Raw genomic sequence first — 11,467 nt, 5'->3', positions numbered from 1 at the left:
TTAGTCCTTTAGTGGTTCTGATGAATTATTTTCAATAAGAATCTGTGCAAACTTAAAATCTAGTAGCGTATCTATATCTACAGAAGATTCTTGATCCATGACGTATGCAAAAATGTTGTTTTGTAAAAAGAAACTTTTGGCTTCAAGAAGTTTGTCAGTTGTAGCTATATATATTGCTCCATTAAGTCTATAGTATGTCGGTAAATCCTGACTTCTTTTATTTAAAAGATCACTCTGTAAAAATTGCTCCATAGTTTTATCTTCCGGGAGAGTATTAGACCAAAGAGGACTATGCTCCATTTCACATACGCTAATAACAGCATCTGCATTTTTTGCGTTGAGCAATTCTATTGCTTCATCTATATGTTTAGCAGTTCTTAGGGGAGAAGTTGGTTGCAGCAATACTATATAGTCGTATTTGGATACACTTTCAATAGTGTGCTTCAGTGCATCAAATGTTGTAGCAGTATCACTTGCTAAATTATCTGGTCTTTTAATACATTCTACACCATAACTGTGTGAAACGTCTAGGATTTCATCATCATCACTGCTTACTATAACTTTGTCAATATATTTACTCTCAAGAGCTGCTTCAATGCTCCAAGCAATAAGTGGTTTACCTGATAAGTCTAAAATATTTTTTCTCGGAAGCCTTTTGCTACCCCCTCTAGCCGGGATAATTGCTAAAAAAGTTTTGCCTTCAAGCATTAAAATATCTCGCCATATTCAGTTTGTGCCTGTTCGAAATCACTCATACGACCGATATCTAGCCAATATTCATGAATTGGAAAAGAAATGGTTTTTAGATCATCTTTAATAAGCTCTTCGAAAAGTGTAGGCATATCATAAAACTGATCCTTTGGAATGTATTCAAAAACTTGGGGAGAGAGTACATAAATACCTGCATTGACAAAAAATTTATGGATAGGTTTCTCTTCTATAGCAGTGATACGGCTTCCATCAGTCTCTATAATTCCATTTAACGTTAAAATTTTATCCATTCAATAACTCCAGCTATGTTCTGTGTAAATAGCAATATTAATTCCACAAAAAAAGTTACAGATTATTTACAACTTGCCGATATAGTTCTTATATATAAAAAGGAGTTTATTATGGCAACTATATCTTCACTTGGTGCAGGAGCTGGTGTATTAACACAAGATGTACTTGATCAGTTAAGAAAAGCTGATGAATCACAGTGGGTTACACCGATAGATTTAAGCCTCGCATTAGAAAAAGACAAACAAAGTGCGTTAGATGTTTTAATGGCTAATATGAAGAACGTGTATGATGCTATGAATGAACTTGCGACAAATACTCTTTATGATGAAAGATCTGCCACAGTAACGGGAACATCGGTTGCAGTAACGGCTGCAGCAAATAGTGACATTCAAGATTTTTCATTGAATGTAATCAACCTTGCTACAAAACAGATCGAACAATCGGGTAGTTTTGCGGCAACGACAGATACGGTTGCGACAGGTGCAGGTAGTTTAAACCTTAATATTGACGGGCAAGATTTTACAATCAACTACGATGCGACGACTACTTTGGATGATTTGAAAAATCAGATTAATACAGTTGCAGGGACAAAGATTGATGCGACAATTGTTCAGGTGGCAACAGGTGACTTCAGACTATTTATGAGTTCTGTAGACACTGGTACTACACAAGATATTACACTAACTGATACAAGTGGGTTATTATCGGGTACACAACTTACAACAGGTTCAAGCGTTGTACAAACAGCAGTTGATGCAAACTTTGAATTTAATGGTTTAGCAATGACAAGAACTAGTAACAATATTACGGATATTGTTACTGGATATGATATTACACTGCAGTCAACAGGTTTATCAACTGTATCTGTACAACAAAATCGTGATGAAATTCTTTCAAGAATTGATAGTTTTGTTGAAAAATACAATACTGCAATTGACGAGCTTACAAGTTTGACAAAAAGTTCTACTGACTCTGAAACAAGAGGGATATTCTCAGGAGAGAGTTTAATTAGAAACCTACGTTCAGATTTACAAGATATGTTAGGAACGGTAGGCGGTGGTGTCGGTAGCTTATATGACTATGGTTTTGATGTTGATAAAGATGGAAAACTTACTGTTGATAAAACTGTTATCAATGCTCAGATGGATGCAAACATTAGTAATTTTGAAGCATTTTTTTCAGGCGGTGTTTATGATAACGGTAACGGAACAACGACGACACTTACAGGTGCATTTGATGAATTGACGACACAGCTTGGTCAATATACACAGACAAATGCTTTCTTGTCACAATTCGATCAGAGTATCACAGACCAAATATCTACACTTAATGATAGAAGAGAATCTGTAGTTGCCAGACTTGATTCGAAGTATGAAATGTTAGCAAAACGTTATGCAGCATACGATTTAATGATGACACAGATAAATAATGCGTCAAATGCATTTATACAAATGGTAAATGCACAATACGCTGCAACACAAAGCTAAAAAAAGTTAAAGTATTGGTTGGATTGACCGATATATAAAGCATAGGATATGAAAAAAAAAGAAGGATCTAAAATGTATGGAAATGCAGCTCATAATATTTACGCTCAAAATAATGTTCAAGTAGAATCACCTGCAAAGTTAATCGCTATGTTGTATGAAGGTATTCTAAAATTTAATACACAAGCAAAGAATGCTATGAAAGACGGTAATATTGAAAAAAGAGTATATTGGACAAACCGTTCTATAGCAATTGTGACAGAATTAATCTCTATACTTGACTTCTCACACGGTGATGTCGCAAAGTATCTTGAGGGTCTTTATAACTACCAAATTCAACTTTTGACAGATGCAGGTCTTAAAAACAATGAAGCAAAACTTGATGAATCTACAAATGTGTTTCGCGGGTTGTTAGAAGCGTGGAGAGAAACTACGAATGTGGCTTAATCAGTTAAAAATAGCGGTAAGTCAAAAAGATATGGACCTTTTAGGTTCTTTGCTTGCAGACATACCGAATTTAACTGATAAAGAAGAGCTTGACTCGGCAATTGTTTTGCTGGCTCAGGCAAAAGAGATTATTCAAGAACTACAAAATGAAACAGCTGCTTCAATGAAGCAAATCAAAAAAAATTTAGAATTTTTAAAATCTACAGAGACTACACAGCCGCATAGATTAGATGTTAAGTCTTAAGAGGCTTTTTCTTTATTCCAAAATGTAAACTTCTAATAGTATAATCAGTTACCACTGCACCTTTTCTCATTGTAAGTATATGTTCTATTGCATCGGCAATATCGCTGGCAAGCAGTTTTGCATTTTCATCATCAGATACATCAAAATGCAGATCATCATAAAAAGCACTCTCAGTCATATCGGGATTGATGTTTGTAATACTGAGTTCAGATTTTCTGGTTTCCTCAAAAAGAGCATCGCTGAAAGCTTTGAGACCTGCTTTGGTTGCACTATAAACGCCTGCAAACTTACTAGAACGCAGGGCTTCAATTGAATTGATGTTTATAAGATAGCCGCTGTTTTTTTTGAGTGAACGGAGCGTTGCATTTGTCAGGAGCATAGGTGCAGTAAGATTTAAAAAAGTCATTTGCGTAATTGTTTTGGTATCTAGTTCTTCATGCGGTGCAAATTTTCCAAAGCCTGCACAGTTTATAAGAATATCGACATCTTCTACTTTCAACTTTTCAACCAATGAATTTGTCTGTTTTTCATCACTGAGATCGCATTTAATAGCTTTAAAATTATATTGACCAAAGAGCGCTTCATCAATATCTCTGCTAACACCGATCACCTTATAACCTAACGCTAACAATTTTTTTGTTATTGCATAACCGATACCACTACTTGCTCCCGTAACTATTGCGTTTTTCATTACTTTTCCCTATACTACTCTTATGAAAAATATTTATATCACAGACTTAGACCATACATTCCTGCGAACAGATTTATCTGTAAGTGATTATACTAAAAAAATATGGAACTCTTATGAACAAGATTCCATTATATCCATTGCAACGGCAAGAACATATAAAAAAACGATGCAGTTTTTACAAGGAGTTAGTATTAATGCACCGATGATCCTTCTTGACGGTGCTTTGATAGCGACTGTGGATAAAAAAATAGTAGATACAAAGTTTGTTTCAAAAGAGATGGCGGATGTGATTATTGATGAAGGTGCTAAATTAGGTATATATCCGTTTGTACTTTCTTTACTCGATCAAGAGTTAAATGAATCGTTTACTTACTCGTTTACACTGAATAGTTATCAAACAGAAATATTAAAACGTTATGCTAACGACGACCACACACAAGGTTATAAAAACTTACGTGCGATGGAAGATAATTTTAAAATTGTGTATATGGACGATGAAGAGATTTTGATAGAGCTCAAAAACAGAATTGAAAAAGTTTTCGGAGATGAATTAAAATATATCTTGGCACCTGAAGCATACATGGGATGCTATTTTTTAACCATATTACATAAAGATGCAGACAAAGCACACGGGATTGAAAGTGTGAGCGAAGCGGCAGGTTTTGATCTCTCCAGGTTAAGTGTTTTTGGAGACAATTTAAACGATATCGGAATGTTTGATTTGGCAAAAGTCTCTATTGCAGTTGCTAATGCTCATAACGATGTTAAAAAAATGGCAAATGTAGTACTGCCTCATACCAATGATGAAGATGCCGTGGCAAAATATCTAGAAGGACTAAGAGATGGATAGGGAATCAAATATTATACCGATGATAATCATTGCAACGCTGTTTTTTATTTTTGGATTTGTAACTTGGCTAAACGGTTCTCTGATTCCATTTTTAAAAGTCTTATGCGATCTCAATGAATTCGAAGCTCTGTTTGTAACTTTTGCTTTTTATATCTCTTATACCGTCATGGCATACCCCATGTCATATTTGCTAGAATTGACAGGATATAAAAGAGGGATGATACTGGGGCTTTTAGTCATGGCTATAGGAAGTCTTCTTTTTATTCCCGCAGCTTTTATGAGAGAGTTTGGAATTTTTTTGCTTGCTCTTTTTGTACTAGGGACGGGACTTACTATTTTACAGAGTGCTTCAAATCCTTACATTGTTTTACTCGGCCCAATTGAAAGTGCTGCAAGACGTATCAGTATTATGGGACTTATTAATAAATCAGCAGGGGTATTGGCACCAATAGTGTTCACAGCATTGATTCTTTCAGATATGCCGCTTGTAGAGAATTTACAAGCCTCTAACTTAGACACCTTGTCGCAAAAGCTTGTTACACCCTATATTGTAATGGCATCTATTTTGGTTGCACTTATAGTATTTGTCTTTTTCTCCCCTTTAAAAGAGGTTGAATATGAAGAGGATGATACTTACGATCATGTAAGCGTATTTAGATTCCCCCATGTAATACTTGGTGCAATTGCATTATTTTTTTATGTAGGGATCGAAGTGATAGCAGGCGATACCATAGGATTATATGCGCAAAGTTTAGGTGTGGCAGATGCAACGACACTGACATCTTATACAATGGCATGTATGGTTGTGGCCTATCTATTCGGTGTCGTAGCGATTCCAAAACTGCTTTCACAGAAAAATGCTTTGGCAGCTTCATCAGTTTTGGGAATAGGGCTTGTTTTAGCAGTAGTATTTACTCCTAAAGAAAGCCATGTGCTCATGGAGAGTATTCCCGATACTGTTTTGTTTGTAGCATTGCTTGGACTTTCAAACGCTTTGGTTTGGCCAACAATCTGGCCCTTAGTTTTAGACGGACTTGGGCGTCATACTCCAAAGGCCAGTGCTTTACTTATTATGTCGATAGCAGGCGGTGCACTTCTGCCGCTTGCTTTTGGTAGGATTGCTTTGTACACAGGAGATATGCAGCAAAGTTATTTACTTGGAATTTTTTGTTATCTGATTATACTGTTTTATGCACTTAAGGGACATAAGATAGGAAGAACCTAAAAAAGTATTCTCTCTAAAAGCCAAAAAGAAGAGACACTGCCGATTGTATAAGCAACGGCAGTATCAAATTTTTTCTCCGCAAGAAATTTATATACTGCTTTTAATACTATAGAAGCCGCTACAATAAAGATAATCTGCCCCAACTCTATCCCCAGATTAAATGAAAAAAGTGAAAGAGGAATTTCATCATGCGGAAGTCCTATACTTGATAAACTTGAAGAGAATCCAAATCCGTGAACAAGCCCAAATATAAATGCAACAACTCCCAGATGTTTTTTTGTAAATGTTTGACGCTCCAGCATAATCTCTTTTGCTAAAAATAATATACTTAAAGCAATCATAGCTTCTACATAAGAGGTGTTGATGGTAGCGATTCCAAGAACACCAGAGATTAATGTAATTGAATGAGAAAGGGTAAAGGCTGAAATCGTATAGAGCAGTTTTTTGAAAGTAGTTGAGAGGATTAAGAGTCCCATAACAAAACTCAGGTGATCAAAACCTTCTAAAATATGCAAAATTCCCAGTTGTACATACTCTAAAAAGAGTTTCCATTTAGAACTTTGTTGATCGATTTTCATAAAGGGTGTTGTTGAACGTAAAAGAGATTTATATATGTTCTCACTATTTTCATAGCGAACAAGTACACCTCTGTCACTTGATACGAGTCCTTCAACCCAAATTCTGGAATTTTGCAATCCATTACTGCCGCAGTTAAGTTTGTAAGTTCTTATGATAAAACCGTTTTCTATAATTTTCACAGTTGGAGAGAGTTGTGCACAATGTGAAGGATAGTTGATACTGATATCTTCTCCTCTGGTGTCTGAAAGCGGTTTTTTGTATACCACATCAATTGTTTTATCATTGTTTTCATACAGGTTAAAAAATGAAAGACCTGTTTGATGCGCTTTGAGAAAGGTTGTTAAAAGTGTGAATAAAAGAAGAGAGCGAAAAAGATACATCTATTTCTGTTCTTTGATAATATATTTGTTATATAGTTTTGCATATTCTTGCTGGGCATTTTTAGTGAAAAACTCTTTTTTATAGTTTTCATAAACAATATCTTCTACCTCTTCAAAAGGATAAGGCTTTTCAGCTTTTTTGTTGCTAATGAAATAGATATTTTCATCAGAACCGTTTTGAATCGGTTCACTCCAAAATCCCTGTGCCAAATGAGAAAGTTTAAAAGCCGTATATTTTCCAAATTTTTCTTCTAAAAGTTTGGGTGTATAGTTTTTATAACTCTTAGCAATTGAGATGAGATCAGAGACTTTAGAGAGTTTTTGTATTATCTTTCGATCTGTTTTTGAGCCAAGTGAGATGGTATAGAGATCGAAAGATTGCAGGTGACTGTAATCATTTAGATGCGAATTGTAAAATTCTTTGAGCTGCTCTTCTGTAGGTTCTTCGAATTTTTTATCCGTATTAATAAGATAAGCTGCTTTTTCTAGAAGCAGTTTGCTAATCTGTTTATCTTCTTTGTAAAGTTCTAAGGAATATGCCTCTGCAAGTAAAATTTTCTGATACTTTAAAAGCTCTAATACTAGTTCTGGGTCTTGTAATTTTGTTGCTTTTTGAAGTGCTTTGAGTTCATAGTTTTCAATAGTGATCACAGTCTCTTTTTGAGTAGCTGGCGATTCTTGATAATAATCGAAATAAAGATAAGCTAGGGCACCTAAAAGTAAGAAGTGCAGAAGGGGTTCTTTAATGGTTGTTTTTATTAAATTCAGCATACGTAAGTATATAAATTGTATAATAAATCCCATATTAAGCAGGGGTGTTGTTAATGATCTTAGTTACCGGCGGAGCAGGCTATATCGGTTCTCATACATGTATAGAGTTACATAATGCAGGACATGACTTTGTGGTATTTGATAATTTTTCTAATTCATCTTCAGAGAGTTTAAACAGAGTTGCAAAGATTATAGGAAAAGAGATAAAACTTGTAGAAGGGGATATTCGTGATTCTGCGGCACTGCAGCAGGTTTTCGACAATTATGATATTGAATCAGTGATCCATTTCGCAGGGCTTAAAGCGGTAGGTGAGTCGGTTGAGATGCCTTTAGAATATTATGATAACAACATAGTCGGTACTTTGCATCTGTGTGAAGTGATGAAAAAAAATAACTGTAAAAAGATTGTTTTTAGTTCTTCTGCAACTGTTTACGGCGATCCCCATACAACACCGATTAAAGAGGACTTTCCTCTTTCAGCTACAAACCCTTATGGGAAAAGCAAACTCTTTATTGAAGAGATATTACGTGATTTGTATATCTCGGATAATGAATGGAAAATAGTATTATTACGTTATTTCAATCCCGTAGGGGCACATAAATCTGGATTAATAGGTGAAGATCCAAATGGAATTCCAAATAATCTTATGCCGTTTATTGCGCAAACAGCTGTAGGCAAACGTGAGCATTTAAGTGTATTTGGAAATGACTACGATACGCATGACGGTACGGGTGTCAGAGATTATATCCACGTTATTGATCTCTCAATGGGACACGTGAAAGCGATAGAAAAAATTAATAGTGTAGAGAAAGTTTTAACAGTTAATCTCGGAACAGGTAAAGGGTATTCTGTTTTAGATATGGTGCAAGCATTTGAAAAAGCATCAGGTAAAGAGATACCGTATAAAATTACTCCAAGACGCAGCGGTGATATAGCAAAATGTTTTGCCGATCCGAGTTATGCCAAAGCGGTTTTAAACTGGGAAGCGACAAGAGATGTGAATGAGATGTGTGAAGATAGTTGGAGATGGCAGGTCAACAATCCAAACGGATATAAAAATGACTAGAGTTACTTGCACTCTAGTGTAATAGTCGCCTCTTTCACATGTTTATATTGAAGAGTTATAGTATTGCCGTCTTGTAAAAGCTTCATTGCTTTTGGAGACGATTTTATGCGACATTCTTTATCGACGTGCATAGTGAGATCTAAATCAACATAAGAACGAAGCTGATAGCTTTTTGTCGTATTTGTTTCTTTGTAGTTTAGAAGTTTACCGTTACTTGAAACCATATAGATTTTATTTGTATCTTTCGATGTGAGTCTAAGCAGATGTTTTTGTGTTTGATCCAAACTGACATAGGTGTGATTCTCAAACTGAGTTATTCCTATAGTACCTTGCGAATTTTTCATATCTATGGCCTGAGTAAAGTCTTCAAAACGGATGGTTTTAAGATCCTTCATACCGTTAATAAGCCAGTTATTCCCTTCATTTGCCATAGAAACTTCATACATATCCATAACTTTAGGAATATACTCTGAAGTATAGATAGGCATCACATCTTGTTTCAGTGCCCAGTTAAAGACATACTTTAAAGCTTCTAATGATGCACGCTTTGAACCTGAGTAAAGATGGTAATAGATATCTATTGGTTTAAAACGTCTTGGCGAGTTTGTTAGTTCAAACGTTTGTGTTACACGTTTAAAGCCCCAAAATGGGCCAAGCCAGTCATTTGTAAACACATTTTCGTTTTGTGCTCCTGTATAAACTTGATAATAATCGCCACGTTTAATACCATAAGGGGCAATACGGCTCATCCAAGGGTGTATTTTTGAGATAGTTGTATCTCCTCCATTAATTGCTAAAATATGGTGTTTATAGATAAACTCTAAAGCATTCTCTCTCGGAGCACAATCCCCACTCCAAAAAATAGTATTTGCTTTTGGCAGTTTGTTTTTCGGCAGATATTTTTCATTGATATTATCAAGCGTAACTTTGAGTTCTCTATTGAGAGAAAATTGATAGTTTGGAACTTTGAGCCTATATTCAGGTGCTAAATTGTCATCAACTATTTTCCCCCAAAAAAATGGGTGTGTAAATGTATGAGATGCAGGTTCTACATTTTTAAGTGCAAAGATTTTTTTTGTAATCTTGAGAAGCTGTGGAGAGAGCTCTGGAAATAAGCCGTTTGGATCGACTTCGGCACCGATGATAGAAACAGAGTGGGGGATTTGATATTTTTTGAGAATTTGATTTAAAATTACATCCCCTGAAAACTCACCAAAATCACCTTCGACTCTATTCATAATCCCATCACCATCAATGTGTGTAAAAAGTAAACGTTTCCCATTCTCAGTAGTAGGATCGGCAACAGGCAGTTTTTTTAATTTGAGTGATTGTTCAAAAAATTGAAACGGGTTTATTGTCCAAATTTCTTCTTGATCGAAATCAGTTAAATATGCTTCATCAACAATATATCCACCCCATGATGTTATCGCTGCTGGTGTTGAAATTTTATCATTTTGATATTGGTAAGTTAAAAGCTTTCGTGCATCTTTTACATGAATAAGTACGGAATTAAAAGACATAGGGGGGTCTATCTCAAAATCGAACATTGTGTCTTTTTTGATAATAGAACTTTTTTGTGTATTATTCTTTTCAACATTAATACCTAGTAGATCAAGTTCATTGCCTTGGAGTTCAAAACCAAAGTTACCGACAAAAACAAATTTGATATGTTGTTTTTTCAATTCAAGGAGCCATTTTAAAAATTTTTCCGGATCTTTTACATAGTTCTCGGTCCAAATGACTACACCTGAGTATCTGTGTAGAGAAGAGGGATCGGGTAAGTTTTTATTAATGTCGGAGAACTTTTGTATATAGCCAAGGTATTCAAAAACAGTAGCTCCATTTCTATGGGCACTCTGTAGCGATTTGTCTAGTTTGCTCTCATCAACAAGCGTTAAAATTTCTCTTTGTATAGCATTTTTAGAACTTTTTCCGTAGGTGTCGAGTGCTTTATTGGAAACATACGGGATAAACCTTTTGTCCTTTAGTTTTGCAACAAGTGCATCAGCACCATCTAGTGTAGGAAGATAATCAACGGCAATGATGTCGAGGTTATATGATTTGATTTTATTTAAATACGTGTCAAGCCACTCCCTCGAACTGTCATTGACATCCGTATACTCCAGTTTTTCCCCTTGAAGCCCTTTGTAATAAGATTCAAATAAAACAGCATTTATTGAATCATGAATATCATCTATAATCTCAAATCCACGGTTTACGACCAGTTTTGCATCTGGATAGCGTGTATGAAATTCACGGATAAAAGAAATTAACGATTGTTCACATTGTTTTTTCTCTTGCATAGTTTTGGCATAGAGATGGTAAGAGTCCAGAGTGTCAAAAAAGAAGTTTTTAAATCCTCGTTTTAGCAATGGTTCAATCTGTTTTGCAAAGATGAATTCCTGATATTTTTGGTTTCTAATATCAAGAACATCACTTTTCCAAGCACTGTTTTCTGCAACGATCCATGAAGTATTTATAGCTTTTGCAGTTGTAGTGTTACGATCAACCTCTCCAATACTTATGTATGCATAGATATTTTTTTTGTAAAGTGAAAAGCCATGAGTATAGGTATTTATGTGCTCAGGTTGTACAATAATATAGTCATGAATACCGACTAGAGGATAAGAAAGATCTTCCCCATAATAAACAATGGCACTTTTATCTTCTAAAGATGCTGATAAAGAGGTAATAAAAAATATTAAAAGAAATATAACTTTTTTCAAA

At 35.1% G+C, this 11,467-nt stretch carries 12 protein-coding genes; 6 read left to right on the top strand and 6 right to left on the bottom strand.

The annotated features are described in order from the left end of the window. Positions 1–708: an acylneuraminate cytidylyltransferase family protein gene (locus tag P6N22_RS06740; RefSeq protein ID WP_280331406.1), complete on the bottom strand. Its 708-nt coding sequence runs from the start codon at positions 706–708 to the stop codon at positions 1–3. Beyond that, positions 708–1,001 (bottom strand): sugar phosphate nucleotidyltransferase, encoded by a 294-nt coding sequence (locus tag P6N22_RS06735; RefSeq protein ID WP_280331404.1) that lies wholly within the window; start codon positions 999–1,001, stop codon positions 708–710. The genes P6N22_RS06740 and P6N22_RS06735 overlap by 1 nt, the downstream gene beginning before the upstream one ends. A 111-nt stretch (positions 1,002–1,112) precedes the next feature. On the opposite strand from P6N22_RS06735, the gene fliD reads away from it, so the two are divergent. From fliD to P6N22_RS06720, 3 genes are all read left to right on the top strand, one after another. Next, a complete protein-coding gene (gene fliD / locus P6N22_RS06730) occupies positions 1,113–2,489 on the top strand; it encodes a flagellar filament capping protein FliD (RefSeq protein ID WP_280331401.1) in 1,377 nt (458 codons plus the stop codon). Between the two features lie 72 nt (positions 2,490–2,561). After that, complete coding sequence (fliS, locus tag P6N22_RS06725; protein ID WP_280331719.1) at positions 2,562–2,933, top strand: flagellar export chaperone FliS; 372 nt, start codon at positions 2,562–2,564, stop codon at positions 2,931–2,933. Then, complete coding sequence (locus P6N22_RS06720; RefSeq protein WP_280331399.1) at positions 2,923–3,177, top strand: hypothetical protein; 255 nt, start codon at positions 2,923–2,925, stop codon at positions 3,175–3,177. The genes fliS and P6N22_RS06720 overlap by 11 nt, the downstream gene beginning before the upstream one ends. Here P6N22_RS06720 and P6N22_RS06715 read toward each other — a convergent pair. After that, a complete protein-coding gene (locus tag P6N22_RS06715; RefSeq protein WP_280331397.1) occupies positions 3,167–3,868 on the bottom strand; it encodes an SDR family NAD(P)-dependent oxidoreductase in 702 nt (233 codons plus the stop codon). The two genes, P6N22_RS06720 and P6N22_RS06715, sit on opposite strands and share 11 nt — an antisense overlap. Positions 3,869–3,890: 22 nt before the next feature. Between P6N22_RS06715 and P6N22_RS06710 the strand changes: the two genes are divergently transcribed. Both P6N22_RS06710 and P6N22_RS06705 read left to right on the top strand, forming a co-directional pair. Continuing rightward, entirely contained in the window at positions 3,891–4,718 is an 828-nt protein-coding gene (locus tag P6N22_RS06710; RefSeq protein WP_280331395.1) for an HAD-IIB family hydrolase, read from the top strand. Next, positions 4,711–5,943: a sugar MFS transporter gene (locus P6N22_RS06705; RefSeq protein WP_280331394.1), complete on the top strand. Its 1,233-nt coding sequence runs from the start codon at positions 4,711–4,713 to the stop codon at positions 5,941–5,943. Before P6N22_RS06710 ends, P6N22_RS06705 begins: the two co-directional genes overlap by 8 nt. Here P6N22_RS06705 and P6N22_RS06700 read toward each other — a convergent pair. Both P6N22_RS06700 and P6N22_RS06695 read right to left on the bottom strand, forming a co-directional pair. After that, positions 5,940–6,902, bottom strand: coding sequence for a HupE/UreJ family protein (locus P6N22_RS06700; RefSeq protein ID WP_280331392.1), 963 nt, complete (start codon positions 6,900–6,902; stop codon positions 5,940–5,942). The genes P6N22_RS06705 and P6N22_RS06700 overlap by 4 nt on opposite strands. Then, positions 6,903–7,673 carry a peptidylprolyl isomerase gene (locus tag P6N22_RS06695; protein ID WP_280331391.1) on the bottom strand — a complete coding sequence of 257 codons (771 nt, stop codon included), beginning with the start codon at positions 7,671–7,673 and terminating at the stop codon, positions 6,903–6,905. It abuts the gene before it with no gap. A gap of 53 nt (positions 7,674–7,726) precedes the next feature. Between P6N22_RS06695 and galE the strand changes: the two genes are divergently transcribed. Next, a complete protein-coding gene (gene galE / locus P6N22_RS06690) occupies positions 7,727–8,740 on the top strand; it encodes a UDP-glucose 4-epimerase GalE (protein ID WP_280331389.1) in 1,014 nt (337 codons plus the stop codon). Between the two features lie 2 nt (positions 8,741–8,742). Here the strand turns inward: galE and P6N22_RS06685 are convergent, their stop codons facing one another. Continuing rightward, positions 8,743–11,466 (bottom strand): endo alpha-1,4 polygalactosaminidase, encoded by a 2,724-nt coding sequence (locus P6N22_RS06685; protein WP_280331387.1) that lies wholly within the window; start codon positions 11,464–11,466, stop codon positions 8,743–8,745. Position 11,467: the final 1 nt, after the last annotated feature.

The sequence above is a fragment of the Sulfurimonas sp. C5 genome, assembly GCF_029872055.1.
In the GTDB taxonomy this organism is placed as follows: domain Bacteria; phylum Campylobacterota; class Campylobacteria; order Campylobacterales; family Sulfurimonadaceae; genus Sulfurimonas.
This window is presented reverse-complemented; position numbering and strand designations above follow the sequence as displayed.

Excerpts from the sequence above, each read along its gene's own strand:
- P6N22_RS06720 (WP_280331399.1), top strand. The coding sequence starts at position 2,923 with ATGTGGCTTAATCAGTTAAAAATAGCGGTAAGTCAAAAAGATATGGAC.
- P6N22_RS06740 (WP_280331406.1), bottom strand. The coding sequence starts at position 708 with ATGCTTGAAGGCAAAACTTTTTTAGCAATTATCCCGGCTAGAGGGGGT.
- P6N22_RS06715 (WP_280331397.1), bottom strand. The coding sequence starts at position 3,868 with ATGAAAAACGCAATAGTTACGGGAGCAAGTAGTGGTATCGGTTATGCA.
- P6N22_RS06700 (WP_280331392.1), bottom strand. The coding sequence starts at position 6,902 with ATGTATCTTTTTCGCTCTCTTCTTTTATTCACACTTTTAACAACCTTT.
- galE (WP_280331389.1), top strand. The coding sequence starts at position 7,727 with ATGATCTTAGTTACCGGCGGAGCAGGCTATATCGGTTCTCATACATGT.
- P6N22_RS06705 (WP_280331394.1), top strand. The coding sequence starts at position 4,711 with ATGGATAGGGAATCAAATATTATACCGATGATAATCATTGCAACGCTG.
- P6N22_RS06735 (WP_280331404.1), bottom strand. The coding sequence starts at position 1,001 with ATGGATAAAATTTTAACGTTAAATGGAATTATAGAGACTGATGGAAGC.
- P6N22_RS06695 (WP_280331391.1), bottom strand. The coding sequence starts at position 7,673 with ATGCTGAATTTAATAAAAACAACCATTAAAGAACCCCTTCTGCACTTC.
- fliS (WP_280331719.1), top strand. The coding sequence starts at position 2,562 with ATGTATGGAAATGCAGCTCATAATATTTACGCTCAAAATAATGTTCAA.
- fliD (WP_280331401.1), top strand. The coding sequence starts at position 1,113 with ATGGCAACTATATCTTCACTTGGTGCAGGAGCTGGTGTATTAACACAA.
- P6N22_RS06710 (WP_280331395.1), top strand. The coding sequence starts at position 3,891 with ATGAAAAATATTTATATCACAGACTTAGACCATACATTCCTGCGAACA.